We start from the raw sequence: 18,526 nt of genomic DNA on the forward strand, positions 1-18,526 counted from the left end.
TTCTATACTATATCCGGAAGTCTCTTTCGAATATAGTCAGCTCTAAATTTATCTCTTTGAGTACAGCTGATTGCTTTATCTAATTGGTATTGTAAATTACCTGGTTGTATCTCCATCATCAATTCGTGTATATTATAATTCTGACCAACATGAATCAATTCCATATCTATTCCAAGTTTTAACTGTGCCAGCAAGGTCATTGCATCATCAGAAGAAACCTGCTTTGCATATTTTAATATACCATAGGAGCGATAAACTTTATCCTCCATCTCATCAAAGCTGTTGATAAGCAGATATTCTCTCTGCCTTCTCTCCTGTCTCATTACCTGTTCCACAATCCCATTTAACTTTTCAATAATTTCTGTTTCCGTACTACCCAGAGTCTTCTGATTGGATATCTGATATATACTTCCAAAGCTCTTAGAGGATTCTCCATAAGTACCTCGCAAGGCAACACCGTATTTACCCAATTCCTCAGCCAGTTTTGTGATTCTTCCTGCTAAAGTAAGGGCCGGTAAGAACACCATATAAGAAGCCCTCATACCAGTTCCTACATTGGTAGGGCATGATGTTAAATACCCATACTTCTCAGAAAAGGCATAATCAAATAGTTCATTGGTAATGTCATCAATCAGATTTGCCGTTTTATAAGCTTCCCCTATGTTCATTCCACCCGTAACGGACTGAATACGTAAATGGTCTTCTTCATTGATCATAATACTTATCTTTTCATCTTCAGATAGTATTAATCCGGTGCTTTGCTCCTTCTCTACTAAAAGAGGGCTTATAACATGTCTTTCTACCATAGCCGTTTTATCTATTTCAGAAAGTACATTTACATTGCAGGAATTATATCTTTTATCGGTTTGTGTATCAAAAACTTTACCTGCCTCTTTTACTTCCTGCACCAGTTGGTTTGCCTGCTGGTCATTTAGCTTGATAGAAAATGGGTATTTTTTAAGATTACGTGCAAGTCTGATTCTGCTGGAGATAACAACATCACTGTTCTTAGCTGCTTCTTTGTACCATTTAAGCATTGCCAATCTCCTCCTTCTTTAATTCACGAATCCGGTCTCTTAGCCTTACAGCTTCCTCAAATTCTTCTTTCTCAACTGCATCCTGTAATTGTATAGTTAATTTATCTATTTCAGAAAGTTCTTTTACAAGCTTTTCAGTTTTAGTTTGAAAATTTTTAGGTTTCTTTCCCGTGTGGGTATCCGCTCCTTGAATACTTTTAATACTATTATCCAGTATAGATTGAAAACTTTCATAACACCTTTCACATCCGAATCTGCCCACTTTCATGAATTCAGAATAGGTCATACCACATTTGTCACAATGTAATTCCTTTTCCACGCTGCCTTTTCCCTGGGCAGTTCCGCCAAAATTACCTAATATGGTAGACAGTAAACTACCTAGGGTCAATTCCTGATTCATTATAGGTGTTCCCATTTGAAAAGATGTATATTCAGTAGCACATTCCTCGCATAAATGCTGTTCCGTTTTTTCGCCATTAATGATTTCTGTATAATATACCCGCGCCTCATTCTTTTTGCATTTGTCGCATAACATAATAACTACCTCCTTTCAATCATCTTCCTCGCTGCTATTAATTACAAACTCACAAAATATTTCATCTATAATTTCATGAATCTCTTTACAAGAGATGTTTTTACATACCGCTTTTGCAAGAATAACCTTCAAATCGTTACTTAGATCCTCTATAGCTTTCATTTTATTTGTATCAACAGAAATAACGGTTCCCCTTCTTCGGTCAAGCTTCACATAACCTTCTTGCTTTAATATGGTATATGCCTTATTCACCGTATGCATGTTAATTCCAATATCTTCAGCTAAATCTCTTACGGAAGGCAGATTATCTCCTTCGCGAATTTCTGCACATGCAATTCCAAATATGATTTGATTGCGTAATTGGATATATAAGGCTTCCTCGCTATTAAAATCAATTGTTAGGAACAATTCATCCACCTCCTAGTTATATTTGTTATATACATACTATAACACTCTTTATCATTTGTCAATATTTTTATTATTATTATAGTATTATCCCAAATGATTGAATTATGTTAAGAGTAAAAAAGCCAGTAAATGAATTCATTTACCAGCTTTCTTATGTTTATTATCTTTTATAATGTTTTTCTCATTACATTATTTTTTAATTTATTCTTTACGGTAAACATTTATCATGTACTGTCTTACATCCCCATTTTCCGCAGTTACTGTAACCATAAGGGAATTGTTACCCACTTGTAACGAGTAGGTTCCTGTACCTGTTATGGCTGCATTTTTATTGACTGCTTGTGCGGAGACTACCACAAAATCAACCGAATTTGCAACCTCCATATAGTAAGACTGTTCCAAAGAAGAATTAAAAGTTGGGGTTAATTTATAACCTTCAATATTTAAAGTCTTCAACCAATTATTGGGGTTATAGGACTTAGCCGGTATAGGTGCAGCATCTGCAGGCATGTTTTTATACACCGGAATGGAAAACACAATTGGTTCATTCATCATACCACTGTATGCAGTATATGTTTTCTTTGCTTCTGCCGCAGGTGCCTCTATATTAGCCATATACTGATGAGAATAAGTTGAATCCGGAGTTACATTAAATTTTTGTAAATATATGGTATCCTGTCCTCTGCTGATATAATTTCGGCCTATATGGTAGGAACCCCCTACAATAGAATCATATGGGTTATCCCAAGGAATACGGTACAAAGCATTTAACTCTGCACTGGTAGTTCCGTCTTTGGCATATTTTAATCCATTGGCCACTGCTCCCCCTGGAGCTGTACTGTGATATGCACCAATATTATAGAAATTATATAGACCTTCCAAACCAGAAACAGTACCGGTTACACTGGAACTTAAAGAAGTCGGTCCTGTTATGACCTCCTGCTTTACCCTGGTTGCCAAATGATAAGGACTTACACCGGAGTACAGTGCCGCTTTTACAAAGGTCTCCCCATAGGTAATAGTTTCTTCTATGCCATTGTCATTTATGAAGGTGTAGGATCTATTATAAAGTGGTGTATTATATAATATTCCTTCTACACCGGTGACATTCTGATATTCACTCTTATATTTCAAAAGTTCAAATTGGAAGATTCCCTGGTTATTCAGGAAATTCCTTGGGTCCATATAATAGGCAATGGCTTCTTTTGAGGCATTCACCCAGGTACTTCCATCAAAAGGAATGAAAGTATCTTTCCCCCAATCATACGCACCCTTCTCTAAAGATTTCCACTCTATACTTTTACCATTAGAAATTAAACTGGTTCCTAATTTACTTTCTTTTTCTATGACAGTATTCCAATCAAGTCCTGTATGATATGCTTCAAATATCCAGGACGGATATTGCCTGTGCAATTCCCTAAGAAGTGACTTATAACTTTCAGGAAAACCTTGATTACTCATTTCCTGCTCAAACTCTTTTTCCGTTAATCCCCCACCAGAGGGGACTGTAGGGGTTGGAGTCATTCCTGAACTGTCTGTTTTTTCTAATTTTATGTAATCCACCTTAACATATCCATAGTATACATTACCATTATATTCAACGGATAAGAACATCCATGGAATGGTATCCGCCAGATAGGAACTGTACATGGTTACCTTTTGATTGGCTTTTAATATAATTGGATTATAATTTACATCATATAGATAGTTATTATAGAGATCCTGATATAAATAGGTATCTGATGCAGCAATATATCCATCCGTAGGATATGTAATATTTAAGTAATCTACCGGTGTGGGAGTTGGAGTCGCTGTTGGTGTGGGAGTTACCGTTGGGGTTGGGGTCACAGTTGGGGTTGGAGTTACTGTTGGGGTTGGAGTGGGCGTCACCTTCGGTGTTATACCCTTGAACAATACCTGATCTGCCGGAATATATCCGCTATAGTTTACACCGCTTACAGGGAAGCTGATTGCAAACCACTTTTTCCCCTTCTTATCATTAACTTCTTTGGTAATGGTTATAGATTTACCTTTATTTAAAGATACCGTTTTTCCGCTTACCTTATAGGTCAAATATTTAGAAGTATCTCCTGCCCCGGTTCTTATTTTAACTCCGGAGCTGCTGTTTACTTTAGCATCTACTGTGTCTTTTAAAGTAAGTTTAATATAGTCACTTAATACATAACCTGTATAAGTTTTATTACTCTTCTTGAAAGTAATTCGGTACCATTTTCCATCCTTTATTTTTTCATTTAATACCGTTACTTTTGTATTCTTTGGGATACTCGTAATCTTGGCACTTTTGGTTGTGGGCTCTTTCCGCACATTTAAGTTGCTAGATGTAACTGCAGCAGGTATCTCATAACTTGCACCGCTTATTTTTTCCCCTCCTGAAGAAGTATTTCCGTTTTCATCTGGTTCCTTTGTAGGTGTCGGTGTTGGTGTAGGAGTTGAAGTAGGATTCTTAGTATCAAACAACACTTGACTACTTAAAATATACCCACTATATTCTACACCGCTTACAATAAAATCAATTCCAAACCATTTACTACCGTCTTTTGTAACTTCTTTTGTTACAACAACAGACTTATTATTTTTTAAGGTAACTGTCTTACCGCTTACTTTATAAGTTACATTTGCCCCACTATTCCCTGCAGCTTTTTTGATTTTTACATCTGAATTGCTATATACTTTTGCATTATAGCCGGAATTAAAATTTATCTTTACATAATCGCTTAAAACATATCCAACTATGGTTTTTTTATCTTTCACAACGGATATACGGTACCATTTACCATTATTTATTTCTTCATTTAAAATAGTTACCTTTGTATTTTTAGATAAGGAAATTAGCTTTTTGCTGGAAGCGGAAGCCTTCTCACGTACATTTAAATCCGTGACTGTTACCGTCCCCGGTATTTTAAAATCCGTTTCTATCACAGTAACATTCGTTTCCTGCCCGCCTTTTTCTAACTTTATATAGTCGGCCATAACATAACCGTTAGAAGTTTTACCGTTAAACTTAAAAGATATTTTGTACCATCCATCTTTTTCATCCTGAATGGTAACCGCCTCCCCTTTCTTTAAAAAGATTTCGGCTTCATTTATCTTCACTTTATCATAACCGGTACCAGGCCCCGTCCGGACATATAAACTGGTAGCTGTTACAGTACCTTTCTTCGTTGCAGCAGCTGCATGCATTACATGAAATCCAAAACCTTGCGGCCATATGAGTGCCAGACAAAGTATTATTGCAAACCATTTATGATATGAAAATTTCTTCATTGATAACTGTTCCTCCTACGTATCTAAAACCGCTTATCCTCTGTGCTCTCTTTAAGTATCTTAGTGAATACATATGGCAGTTTTGTGACATTTTCGCAAAAATTGTAATATCATCCTCATTTTCCGATTACTGTCAAACTATTTTTTCATTATAAACGATTTGCATCACATATACAATCCCATAATTGTCCAATGTTTTCCGGCTATTCTATGGACTTGCCAATGTCATTTCTCATATATTTATTTTTAAAATCAACCCAACGGGTTCCTTCATAGGCATTTTCTCCGGCCTCTTTTAAATTAATTCCCGTTGCAGTTATACCAAGAACCCGTCCTCCATCGGTTATGATACCTTCCGGGCTTTTTTTGGTTCCGGCATGGAACACATAATAACCTTTTTTATTCTTAAAATTCTCCAACCCATGAATCAGAAACCCTTTTTCATAATATTCCGGGTATCCTTCTGAAGCTAATACAACACATACAGCAGCGTTATCTTCAAATTCCAGTTGAATATCTTCTAACTTTCCATCAATACATGCTTCAAATACTTCCACAATATCATTTTTCATTCGGGGAAGTACTACCTGTGTCTCCGGATCACCAAATCTTGCATTATATTCTAAAACTTTTGGCCCTTTCTCTGTTAACATTAAGCCAAAGAAAAGGATGCCTATAAAATCTCTTCCTTCCATCTTCATAGCATCTATGGTAGGCTTGTAAATAGTATTCATACAATATTCATGGATCTCTTTTGTATAGAAGGGACTTGGAGAGAAGGTTCCCATGCCTCCCGTATTTAAACCCTGATCCCCATCTTTTGCCCTTTTATGATCCTGGGCACTGGTCATAGTTTTAATATTGGTTCCATCACAGAAAGCTAGAACAGATACTTCCTGTCCTGTCATGAATTCTTCAATTACCAAAAGGTCTCCTGCCCGGCCAAACTGTTTGTCCTCCATAATGGCTTTAACACCTTCCCTGGCTTCTTTAAAGTCCTTACAGATCAGCACTCCTTTACCAAGAGCTAATCCATCTGCTTTAAGAACAATGGGATAATGGGAGGTTTTTAAATAGGAAATAGCTTCATGTGGATTATCAAAGTTCTCATAACCAGCAGTAGGTATATGATATTTTTTCATCAAGTCTTTGGAGAATGCTTTGGAGCCTTCAATAATAGCCGCATTTTTTCTCGGTCCGAATATTCTTAGACCCTTTTCTTCAAATATATCAACAATACCGGCTACCAATGGATCATCCATACCTATAACAGTTAAATCCACCTGCTCTTTTTCTGCAAATTCAGCAAGCTTTTCTAAATCGGTAGCTTTTATATCTACACACTCTGCATAATCTTCTATTCCTGCATTCCCCGGTGCACAATAGATTTTATCTGTCAATCTGCTTTGTGCAACTTTCCAGGCAATGGCATGTTCCCTTCCGCCGCTTCCTACAATAAGTATCTTCATAACTTCCTCCTTATATAAGAGTCTATTCATTACTACAATCCGTCCCCTGTTACCATAACTTCTCTAAAATTAATCTGTTATATATACTTTTGTATTATTTATTTTAATCTTGTTATTAGCTATTAAATTAATTGCCTCCGGCAGTATATACCATTCCGCTTCCTCCATAACTCTTTTTTGCAGTATTTCAGGTGTATCCTGTTCCCTGACCGGAACTGCTTTTTGTAGAATAATAGGCCCGGTATCTGTGCCTTCATCTACAAAATGAACGGTAGCACCTGTTATCTTATTTCCCCGCTCTAATACAGCTTCATGGACACGAAGCCCGTAAAAGCCAGGACCGCAAAAAGAAGGTATAAGAGATGGATGAATGTTAATGATCTTATTGGGGTACTTTTCAATTAATACTTTAGGTAAAATAACCAGATAACCTGCAAGAACAATCAAATCCACCTGATAGGAATCAAGGGCTTCACATAATGCCAAGTTAAATTCTTCACGGTTTTCATAATCCTTTGGAGATACAACAGCTGTATTTATTCCATACTGTTTTGCTCTATCTATAGCATAAGCCTGCTCTCTATTACTGATAACAACTCCTATCTCTGTATTGGTTATCTTCCCTTGTTTCATGCTGTCTATGATTGCCTGTAGATTTGTACCCCCACCGGATACTAAGACTGCTATTCTTAGCATATGGTCACACCCTTCTCTCCTGAGGTTATCTCTCCTATTATATAAGCAGTTTCTCCGGATGCCTTTAGAAGTCCAAGGGTTTTATCTGCTTCTGAACTGTCTACTGCAATTATCATACCGATTCCCATGTTAAAAGTATTGTACATCGTCTTTTCTTCAATAGCGCCATCTACGGACAGCATCTTAAAAATTGCCGGCACTTCATAACTGTCTTTATAAACCTTAGCGTGAACATCTTCTCTTAACATTCTTGGAATATTCTCATAGAATCCGCCGCCGGTAATATGACTACAGGCTTTTATTTTAACTCCCCCTGTTTTTATGGCAGAAAGAGCTTTCACATATATTTTAGTAGGTGTCAATAAAACTTCTCCAAGAGTAGTTCCTAAGGCTTCGTGGTAACTGTCTAATGTTTCCCTTTTCATATTAAATACATTTCTAACTAAAGAATATCCATTGCTGTGTATTCCCGAAGAAGAGATACCAATTAGGACATCTCCCGGTTTTAATAACTCTCCTGTAATCAGTTCCTTTTGATCTACAATTCCAACTGCAAAGCCTGCTAAGTCATATTCTTCATTGGAATAAAAACCGGGCATTTCTGCAGTTTCACCTCCAATTAGGGCAGCACCTGCCTGTTTACATCCTTCTGCCACACCCCTTACAATAGCAGCTATTTTTTCAGGTTTATTTTTACCGCATGCTATATAATCCAGAAAGAATAAAGGCTCACCCCCTGCACAGGCAATATCATTTACGCACATGGCAACACAGTCTATACCAATGGTATCGTGTTTATCCAGTATAAAAGCTATCTTCAATTTCGTTCCCACACCATCTGTTCCTGATACTAAAGTGGGTTTTTCCATACCTTTGAATTTCTCCAGAGAAAATGCTCCTGAGAACCCGCCGATGCCAGTTAACACCTCACTTCTCATGGTACCCTTAATATGTTCTTTCATTAACTCTACAGCCTTATAACCGGCTTCAATGTCTACTCCTGCCTTCTTATAATCCATGGTATGTCCTCCTTTAGTTGGTTTCTTCGATTTCAAAGGTGTTTTTCCACAACTATTGTAGCATAACGGATGTTATTTGTCTTACCTTTCAGCTTCATTATTTCTTATGTTTTTTATAAGTGTAGTTAATAGTGCTTTATCTTGTATAAGTATTATCTATAATTTAATATTATTTTTCCTTTGACAAAAAGACATGAGGCTGCTGCAAAACTTATTGTTTTGCACAGCCTCATTACAAAGTTCGTATATAATTATTAAAAAGTGCTAAAGCGTTGGAATCAAGGTTAATATGAATTAATTCATCTCTTTCATATATGCCTCGTAGCCTAATTTTTCTAACTTCTCTGCTTTGGCAGAAACCCCATCTTTTAAACTTGCAGCATAAGCTTTGATACGCTCTAATAAGTCCGGATCTGATACAGCAAGTATTTTAGCCGCCAAAAGTCCTGCATTAAGAGCTCCGTTAATTGCTACCGTTGCTACTGGTATTCCCGATGGCATCTGTACAATAGAATAAAGGGAATCTACCCCTCCTAATGCCTTGGTCATAATTGGTACACCTATTACAGGCATTGGAAATATGGCTGCTGACATACCGGGTAAATGCGCTGCTCCCCCTGCACCTGCAATAATAACCTTATAACCTTTTTCTTCTGCGGATTTTGCATAATCAAAAAATACATCCGGCATTCTATGAGCTGAAATAACTGTCATATCATATTCTACTTTTAATAAATCCAGTATTTCTGCTGCCTTGCTCATAATTGGAAGATCTGAATCACTTCCCATAATAATTCCTACTTTTGCTGCCATAATTGCCTCACTTTCTTTTTAATTCGTTCCAAAATATTTATTAGGAATGAAATGCTTCATTTAATTTTTCTGTTCCAGGTAAGATAAACCTGCCATCTTTTATGATAGTTGTCTTTTCACCATTCTTTTTATATACACTGATTTCACCTAACTCATCATATGGAATGGTTATATCTGTATGACAGTTATAATATGCTTTTTCCATATCTGTCTTTCGAAGGATGGAGATTTCATTGTCTTTGGCCACTATCTCCTTACCGTCTGGATTATATAGCTTCATTTCTTCGCTCATCTGATAGCAGGTATCACCTACTGCAAAATGTGGTCCTGTTTTTTCTGCTATTAAAATCGGCAATTTGTCAGCTATTTGATAGGTTTGTGCCATTACATAAGCAGTGGTATTAGTTCCAATAGCAAATTCTCCAATAGGCAAGGTTTCCTGATTATACATAAGATTTTCTTTTACAAATCTTTTATTTTCTTCTTCCGATATAAAATTACCGCAAGTATAATCTGCAATCTTTCCATCTTTAAATTCCAGATATAATTCTTTATATTCTAATTCATTGAGATAAACCTTAGATACATGAAGAATACCCTCTGTACCTGTAAGTTTCGGAGAAGTGAATACTTCACCTACGGGTATATTCACATCTGCGGTACAGTTTTCAAAGATAGTCTCTTTCTCCGGATTCTTCAATTCATAGAGCATTACCTTCAAATCTGTCTTATTGTGACCGCTGCCTAATATTCTTACATATTCCCCCTGGTCTAGCACATCAATAATGGATTGCTGAATCTTACGGTAAGTATCATTGTCTAAAGTATTTACTTTCACTGTATCAGCAAAAATTTCTTTGAACTGTTCCCCTATCTCAGGTATTGGGTAAGCTATAATGGTAAAACTGGTTTCTCCACCTTTGATATATTCATTGGTAAGTAAATTAGCATCTCTGTTATAATTTACATATAATTTTTGCTGTCTCTTATCCAGGCGGATAGCTTCTTCTTTATTCTCAGGTGAAAAATTCTTCTCCCCAAATACTTCAATTAATGCAGGCCCTGCATAAACAGCCGCCTGGATTTTATACTTTTCATAGGCATTCCGCTGTCCGGTAAGCTTTCTGTCATTAAAATCCTTATTAAGATAAAGTCCGTTATCATAACGGTGGTCATAATCATATTGTCTGTTAGGACCTGTGGAGTGATAGCCAATTTTTAAATGCTGCCTTTTACTTATACTATTTACAGCCGCTCTGTACAGAATAGGTTCTAGTCCCATTTCTAAAAAATAATGGATGGCATAACGTACCATTCGTTCAAATCCAATGTTATATCGAATGACAACGGTTTTTTTCCTGCTTAAGTCAATTCTTTGATTCTCGAAACCTCTCTTATATCCATCTGTATAAGTAAATGCCATTGCCTTTACTTCTTCTTCAGACATACTGTTTAAAAACTTTGCAATCTCTAATTCATTTTCATCTATATATTCTCCAAATTGGTATAAATACCGAAGGTCTGAAAGATCCCAATTCATAATGATATCTTTTGCAAATGTAAGGGAACTGTCTAAAAGCTCTCTTGTTCGATATTCCACAAAATCAGGACAATAATCATGCATAAAATCAGAGATAGTTCTCTTAACATCTTTGTAGGTGAATTCTCCTTCTTCCTCGAAATAATTATAGACTTCTATAAATAATTCCATATAAATTGTAATGGGAACCAACCGGTACTCAAAGCCATACGCAATCATTCCTCTTATTTCTGTATAGAGAAAGGATAGTAATTTGCCATATTGTTTACCTAATATCTTCGCTGCATAACGAGGATTGGCATAGCTTGTTTCATAATTTTCCACTAATATGTCCTGGTATAGCCTATGATTTAAATTCTGCAGTTCCTCCAAAGACATTTTACTTAACCTATCATGTTCTGCTAACGAAACAAGATCCTTAATTTGAAGGATAAAAGAAGCTACTTTCTTAAAATAGTCTAAGTATGGTTCTTTTACAGTCTTCTCATTAGTAATTTCCTGTATTCGGTACATAGATAAGTGAAAGCGTTCCATGATTTCTTCATTTTCTTCTTTGAATAATTCTAAATACTTCATTATCTACCTCTTTTCTATGTTAATCCTTTTAAAAAACACTTACAAACTGATTCCAATAATATAAAGAGTAAAATATACAATAATAAACACACCGTTGATAAGTACTCCTGCAACTGGAGCAGTATAATAAATCTCTTTTTCTTTACAACTATTAATTCCTAAATAAAACCCTACCAAAGACAGGAAAAATAAAGCCATTCCGGCAAACCCCAAAAGCATGCTTCCATTTCCCTGAGATAAGCTGGAAACATAAGCAAGCACTATAAAAGAAATGCCGGATACCAATCCCATGCATAATGATATAATTCCCTTAATGGAATGTACTCTATCCGTAAATATAACTGCTTCTTTTTTCCGTTTAAACATAAGGACTCCTTCCTATCAAGTATTATGAAATGATTTATATATTTTATAGGCTATAAAGAAGCAAAGATATCCAATCATTCCGCCAATAGTATTCATAATAATATCATCCACATCAAAAATTCCAACTTTAAAAAGCAGTTGGATCAGTTCAACGGTGAGGCTAAATTCTAAACTTAAAAAGGTTACATTCCAAAACTTTCGATTTTGATTGCTTATTATTGGCAACATAAAACCAAAAGGAGCAAAGGCGAAAATATTTCCGAATATATTAACAACAAAACTTTCAAATCCAATTAATTGACGGTAGGTAATAAATCTTCTAACTTCTTTTAATACCGTTAAATTATATCTATATTCATTTGAAACGATGGTCCGTCCATATCGTTCACTAAAAAACAAAAAATATGCCAGCATAATAATATATAAAATAAACAGCACTCGGCTTATTGTCACAACAACAGATTTCAATGACTTTCTCCTTAACAACACTCATTTTGGAATCATTATAAAACAAATCTTAGGATACGTAAAGGGCTATTAAAAGAAAATAATAGTGAGACAAATTAAGAGAAACACAGAAACAGATGTTTAATGAAATAAAAGGACCGGCACTTAGAGGAAATAACAGAAGAGAGGGATTAATAGATTGATTGAAGACGACGATTAGAGGGCTTGACAGAAGAGGAGGATAAGAAGTAATAAAAGAGCGGACAGTCAGTAGGAATAGCAATACAAAGGATTTGTAAATAACAAAAGTGGGCCTGTTGCAGAATTTTAAATAATTTATGCCTCATTAAGCAAGTCACAAATTCTACAACGGGCCCCAGGAAGAAAGTATTCATTTTTATGAATATAGGTTAGGTTATTCTAATTCTTTACCCAACGAAACCCTGCAGAGTTGGGATTCAGAATGATACTGCTTAAAATTAATTGGCAGGAATAATATATCGATTCAATACGGACCCTGTTTTATTTCCAGCAAGATCCATAATCTTGTTTGTTTCAGTGGGCAATAATTCCATATATTTACCCATTTCCGGAGTAGCCTTTAAATTAATTAGTATAGTTTTGTCATTAATGGATGTGGAAAGTACCAAATCCGCATTATTCTGCATTACTTTAAAACTTGGAGTGCCGGTTATGGTTTCATTGAAAACCAGCATAATACTGATAGGATAATAGTAAGTATAACTTACCAGCTCCGGAGCTCTATTCTCTTTTAAGGTTATTACCGTCTGAAATGAATTCATTTCTTTAAAGCTATTGTTATACCCTTTCACTCCCGTAATACTGATTTGATAATTTTGTGTAACTGCTATGGAACCTGCCTGAACTTTCAGCTTAACAACTCCGCTGTTCGTAGAGTTGTTTAATTCCGCAGCAGTAATAATCAGGCCGGGAATTATATAGTTATTAATTTTTTCAGCCGATGCTTTATCTAACATATTATTAAACTGCACATTGATTATACTATTATCCTCTTTGTCCTGTAGAATGGAAACAGGTGCCGGTAATGGTAACAGATTATTGGTATCAAAGTTAACATTATATCCCTGTAAGGTATCGGAATACTTATCATTTGGATCTACATTATATCCATCCCAATATCCTACAGATACTCTTTGGTATCCTTTTAACTTAGCTGCTGCTTCGCTTAATTTGTAGTTGACCTTGGTATTATTTCCGGTATCAACTACTCCTTTAATGCCTTCTAAGTTATTAATAACTAACATACCTGCAGTTTTGATTGGCTTATCAAAGGTAACTGTCAGATAATAATAATCCGTTCGTTCCACTCTTTGAATTTTGGCCTGAGACTGATAAGCAGTATTTGTTTTAAATGTTACTGTAACCGGATCGCCTTCTATGATATTTCCTGCTAAATCTTTTAAATTATAAAGACGAACTGACAATAATTTATTCCGGTCACTTTGGGGTATACCCACTAAATTAATGCTTAAGGATCTTCTATCAGAAGAGGTTACATAGTTTGATCTTGTATTGATTATATTAAGTGTTGTCTGCTCCAATGTCTGACCGCCGGTTGCTGCTTTTCCGTCTGCAACTATCATATTAGTGAAATCCATGGCTTCACTGAACTTAAACGTTGCAATTAAACCGGTGTTATCAAGGTCAACCCCTTCATATTTTGGTTTCTTTGTATCATAAACAGAATATTCTTTCACAAATTCTTTTAATACTTTACCATCAACGGATTTTATGGAGGATGTTAGGCGAATTTCATACACACCTTTCAATACGTAGGAAGACTGGATAGAAAGTGTTTTTCCATCCTCTGATAAAGTACCTGTTAATACTCCCGGAGCATTGGCAATATTACCTTGGGAATCCCATCTCGGGGTTATAATTACTGAATTTAATAATGCTATATTGGCACCAATTACCGTATTCTTATCAATGGCCCTGTCAAAGGCAACATCGATTTTGGTTGCTTCCTTTAATGTAATATTTGTTACATTTACTTTTACAACATCATCATCGTCATAATCATCACCATACTCATAGTCGTCATCATAGTCGTAGTCATCATTAACAACTAAAATGGTAATAGTATCACGAACAGTACTTGTTTTTGCCTCTTCACTGGAACGGGCTGCTACAGCAGTTAGTCTTACAACCCCTTCTTTCAGCCCTTTTACAGTACCATCACTATAAAGTCTGGCAACATAATTATTATCAATAAACCAATAGGTCTTATAATTAGAATTGCCTGGTGTTATTTTAGCATTAAAATTAAATTTGTCACCTTCCTCCAGAATGTGAAAACCCTGATTGTTTAGCTTCCCATTATGAATCTTAATACTGATTGCTTTTGTATATACTTTTACTTTACAGGATGGTGTTACAACAGCACCATTTTTATAAGTTATCTTACATTTAATAAAAACCGTACCTTGTCTTTTTCCCGTAATGGTAGCTGACTTTTTATCTTTTACCTTTACAGTGGCAACTTTTTTGTTCTGAGAATACCAATAAACCTTTTTTACCTGGCTGCCTAAATTCTCTAATGATATGGTAAATGTTTCATCTTCACTTATAGTCTTTTGTGTCATAGAAAAAGTTGGTCTTTGATTATATTTCTTATTTGTTTTTGCTTCGGCAGTTGTACTATTCCCTAAAGAAAACATTGGTAAGACCAACAGGAGAGTTATCATAAGTGTAATACCTTTTAAGATACGTTTCTTCATAATTCCCACCTTTTCATTTTATAAGCATTCTATCTACAATACATAAGATATTACCAAGTGATGTCAACTTTATGTCTAAAATTTGCCATTTATTTGTCTAAATCTTTAAGAAAAAAGGACTGCCGGGAAGCAGTCCTTCTTTACTTATCAATTATAAATTAATATTTTACAGGTATATTTCTAATTGTAATAATTGCTGCGTTTCCATTAGCATCTTTTATTACATTGTTTTGAGTTGGTTCCAATAAAATAGGTTGATTATTAATATTAGGAGCCACACTTAGATTAATCATAACTTTGTTACCCACGATAGAAGCAATACCACCTAAATCTATACCACCCTGAGTTACTTTGAATGAAGGGGATCCTGAAATATCCTCTGTAAATGTAAGGGTAATCAGACCAGGATAGCTAAGTACTGCACTAACAACAGCAGGAGCTGTGTTTTCTCTCAGGTATATGGGTGTCTGGTAAGTATCCATTGCTGAATAGGTATTATGATACCCTGTAATTCCGCTGATGATGGCATAGTAAGCAGTATTAGCTATAATGGTACCGGATTGAACACGTAATTCAATTCTTGCACCATCAACATCATTATTATCTTTTAATGTTGCTGACACAATGCTAACACCCGGAATATTATAATTTGCTACATTTTGTGCAGTAGTTTCGTCAACCTTCACACCAAAATATACTTCTATAATATTATTATCATCTGGTGCCTGCTGTACTAATCTTGGAGCAGGTAAATTACTGGATACTGCTGCATTCTTAAGTACGGTAATCGTAGTCTTATTACTTCTGTTCCAATAAGTATCTCTAACAAAAGCTTCTGGAATTTCAATCATGTAAGTACCACTGTATAATATTTCATTGGAGTTCAGTAATAATGTTACTTCTTTATCCTTTGCAACTGCAGTGAAACTCAATGGTTTGTTGGAGTATCTGTCATTATTACTAGTTACGATGTTTGCATTTAATATACCCCTTGGATATAGCACTTCAACATTCTTATTATAAGTTAATACCAATTTATAAACATCTACATTATTTATTGTTTCAATGCCTAATTCACTCTTTATTAATTGAGGAACTGTCTTATCGGATGTAAAGTTAACTTGTCTTGAAACTCCAGTATATGCTGTTGTGTCATTGATAGATACATTGTAACTATCCCAGTACTGTATGGTAACGGTCTGCATACCCGTAAGTTGTGCAGAGGCTGTAGACAACTTATAATTAACTTTTCTTGAATCCTCTTTATCTACAACACCAGCCGGCATTTCATAACTGCCTGAAATAGTTAAGGTTCCAACTGTCTTAATTGGTCTATCAAAGGTTGCTGTTAATGTATCATAACTTGTCCTTGCGATGTTTAATAATCTAGCTTGAGGTTTTGGAGTTGTATCTGTTGTTAATAATGCTCTTAACGGATAAGTTGGCGGAACATTACCTGCTATATCTGTAATTCCAGTAATCTGAATTTCAAAAATCTTATTCTGATCTACAGGATCCATGTTGGTTAAATCAATGGTTAATGACTTCCTATCCTCTGATACAACATAATTCCTTACTTGTAACAATGTATTCGTTGTAGTTGCTGTAATTACTTTTGAACTTAATGCTCTTGCACCTATAATATCCATCTTAGAGAAATTAACTGCTTCAGAGAAGTGAATAGTAGCCTTTAATCCTGTTTCATCTGTAGTATATTTTATGAAAGAAGGACCAATTGTATCATAGTATTTTAAAGTCTTACTAAATGGCTGTAAATCTGATTTATCTTTACCTTTAACATCGGAGGTTAAGATAAGTCCATAAATACCATTGAAATTATACTGGGTCTGAATAGTTAACACCTTTCCGTCATTGGATAAGGTTGCAGTAATTTCTCCCAAACCTTTGGCAGTATTATTCTTCTCATCGGTCTTAGCCATTATAACAACGGAATCTTTTAATTTTTTATCCTTACCAATTACGGTATCTGGATCAATTGCACTGCTAAAAGTAACCTTTAATGTAGTAGAATCTGTTAAATCAACGCTATTTACTTTCGTTGTCTTTTCAACAATCTCAATATTGATAGCATCATCTATCTTACTATTTGCTGCTGCATCCTTTGTCATACCGGCAGCTACTCTTAATACTACAAAACCAGGCTTCACACCGGTTACTTTACCTGTAACAGCATCTACTTTAGCATAGGTTTCTCCGGAATTACCAAGAAAATAATATAATTTTTCACTGGCATTGCTTGGTGTTTTAGTAGCATTAAAATCAAAAGTCTCGCCTACTGCTATAACATGTCTGTTATTATTTTCCTCATTATCTAATGCGTTTGTAATCTTAACACTTGTGACAGGAATCTGTACAGTAACCTGACTATAAGGACGTCTGATAGTTCCATCTTTATAGAAAACACCACATTTAATATAAGCGGATCCCTTACCAACTGTAGTTACTTTTGCAACTGCCGGGTCTTTTGTAGCCTGTACCTTTGCAATTTTATTATTGGTGGAATACCATTTATATTTTGTTACATTCTTACCTGCATTTTTAACAGATATAGTATAGGTTGCACCGGTTCCTACAATAGTTTTCTTAGAAATGGATAATGTAGGCTTTGGTGCGGCTGCTTCTGCCACTATACTGCCTCCCGGTATTATAGGTATAGCCATCATTAAGACTAAGAGACCTACAATACATTTTAACATTCGTTGCTTCATTTAATCTCCTCCTATGTAATTTATTACATTTTATAACTTGTCATAAGCTTATTTACTATTTTACATCATAGAGGCTATATTTGTCAAAACTTTGTCTAAAAATACCCCAAAAGTATAAACTTTCTATTACAAAATCATTAATTAAAAAAAGCCCAACCATAAGGCCGGGCCGAGAGAAATTATTTGCAGTTTCCAAAACGACAGTATTTTAATATTTGTTCTAATAATTCTTTGCAAGAGCTAAAGTTAAAACACATAATTATTGCCTCCTTTTGATTTGCTATCTCTTAGGAACAAACTCATTGTAACACTTTCGTAATATTTATGAAATATATAAGTTGTGGAAACATAGGGGGGATATGGGAGTGACTGTAAATGTACAGATTTAATCGATGAATTTCCTTCTCGGCTGAAAAATCCATGACTGATGCAACCGCTTATATCACAAAAAAAGGCTCAACCATTAGGTTGAGCCGAAATAAATTATTTACCAAAATTACAGTATTTTAATAACTGATTTAATAAATCGTTGAAATTACATGAACTAAAATTAAACATTATTTTAATCTCCTTTTTGTTTTATTATGTCTTAGGAAAGAACTCATTACAGCTCTTTAAGAATTATTTACCGAAATTACAGTATTTTAATAATTGATTTAATAAATCACTGAAATTACATGAACTAAAATTAAACATTATTTTTGCCTCCTTTTTGATTTGCTATCTCTTAGGAAAGAATTCATTGTAATACTTTTGTACATTATTTTCCAAAATTGCAGTATTTTAAGATTTGATTTAATAAATCGCTGAAATTACATGAACTAAAATTAAACATAATTTTAAC

At 34.9% G+C, this 18,526-nt stretch carries 13 protein-coding genes; all 13 read right to left on the reverse strand.

Annotated elements, in window-relative coordinates:
• Positions 1-2: 2 nt before the first annotated feature.
• The 13 genes from BM183_RS01910 to BM183_RS01970 all read right to left on the reverse strand — a co-directional run bounded on the left by BM183_RS01910 (position 3) and on the right by BM183_RS01970 (position 17,682).
• Entirely contained in the window at positions 3-1,037 is a 1,035-nt protein-coding gene (locus tag BM183_RS01910) for a protein arginine kinase (protein ID WP_091684056.1), read from the reverse strand.
• Positions 1,030-1,572, reverse strand: coding sequence for a UvrB/UvrC motif-containing protein (locus tag BM183_RS01915; RefSeq protein WP_091684058.1), 543 nt, complete (start codon positions 1,570-1,572; stop codon positions 1,030-1,032). Before BM183_RS01915 ends, BM183_RS01910 begins: the two co-directional genes overlap by 8 nt.
• Positions 1,573-1,587: 15 nt before the next feature.
• Positions 1,588-1,980 (reverse strand): GntR family transcriptional regulator, encoded by a 393-nt coding sequence (locus tag BM183_RS01920; protein ID WP_091684060.1) that lies wholly within the window; start codon positions 1,978-1,980, stop codon positions 1,588-1,590.
• Between the two features lie 201 nt (positions 1,981-2,181).
• Complete coding sequence (locus BM183_RS01925) at positions 2,182-5,265, reverse strand: SH3 domain-containing protein (protein WP_091684062.1); 3,084 nt, start codon at positions 5,263-5,265, stop codon at positions 2,182-2,184.
• A 203-nt stretch (positions 5,266-5,468) separates the two neighbouring features.
• On the reverse strand, positions 5,469-6,734 hold the full coding sequence (gene purD / locus BM183_RS01930) for a phosphoribosylamine--glycine ligase (protein ID WP_091684064.1): 1,266 nt from the start codon (positions 6,732-6,734) through the stop codon (positions 5,469-5,471).
• A 69-nt stretch (positions 6,735-6,803) separates the two neighbouring features.
• Positions 6,804-7,430: a phosphoribosylglycinamide formyltransferase gene (gene purN, locus BM183_RS01935; protein WP_091684066.1), complete on the reverse strand. Its 627-nt coding sequence runs from the start codon at positions 7,428-7,430 to the stop codon at positions 6,804-6,806.
• Positions 7,424-8,449: a phosphoribosylformylglycinamidine cyclo-ligase gene (purM, locus tag BM183_RS01940; RefSeq protein WP_091684068.1), complete on the reverse strand. Its 1,026-nt coding sequence runs from the start codon at positions 8,447-8,449 to the stop codon at positions 7,424-7,426. The genes purN and purM overlap by 7 nt, the downstream gene beginning before the upstream one ends.
• 294 nt (positions 8,450-8,743) lie before the next feature.
• The gene (gene purE, locus BM183_RS01945) at positions 8,744-9,262 is read right to left on the reverse strand and encodes a 5-(carboxyamino)imidazole ribonucleotide mutase (RefSeq protein WP_091684070.1); all 519 of its coding nucleotides are present in this window, start codon (positions 9,260-9,262) and stop codon (positions 8,744-8,746) included.
• A 40-nt stretch (positions 9,263-9,302) separates the two neighbouring features.
• Entirely contained in the window at positions 9,303-11,378 is a 2,076-nt protein-coding gene (locus tag BM183_RS01950) for an aminopeptidase (RefSeq protein ID WP_091684072.1), read from the reverse strand.
• Between the two features lie 39 nt (positions 11,379-11,417).
• The gene (locus BM183_RS01955) at positions 11,418-11,744 is read right to left on the reverse strand and encodes a DUF6142 family protein (RefSeq protein WP_091684074.1); all 327 of its coding nucleotides are present in this window, start codon (positions 11,742-11,744) and stop codon (positions 11,418-11,420) included.
• Positions 11,745-11,759: 15 nt separating this feature from the next.
• Positions 11,760-12,212, reverse strand: a complete 453-nt coding sequence (locus BM183_RS01960; protein WP_242960806.1) for a VanZ family protein — start codon at positions 12,210-12,212, stop codon at positions 11,760-11,762.
• Between the two features lie 458 nt (positions 12,213-12,670).
• The gene (locus BM183_RS01965) at positions 12,671-14,953 is read right to left on the reverse strand and encodes a hypothetical protein (RefSeq protein ID WP_091684076.1); all 2,283 of its coding nucleotides are present in this window, start codon (positions 14,951-14,953) and stop codon (positions 12,671-12,673) included.
• Between the two features lie 158 nt (positions 14,954-15,111).
• Positions 15,112-17,682, reverse strand: coding sequence for an Ig-like domain-containing protein (locus tag BM183_RS01970; protein WP_091684078.1), 2,571 nt, complete (start codon positions 17,680-17,682; stop codon positions 15,112-15,114).
• Positions 17,683-18,526: the final 844 nt, after the last annotated feature.

Origin of the sequence: Anaerocolumna aminovalerica (genome assembly GCF_900115365.1) — a bacterium.
Lineage (GTDB): Bacteria > Bacillota > Clostridia > Lachnospirales > Lachnospiraceae > Anaerocolumna > Anaerocolumna aminovalerica.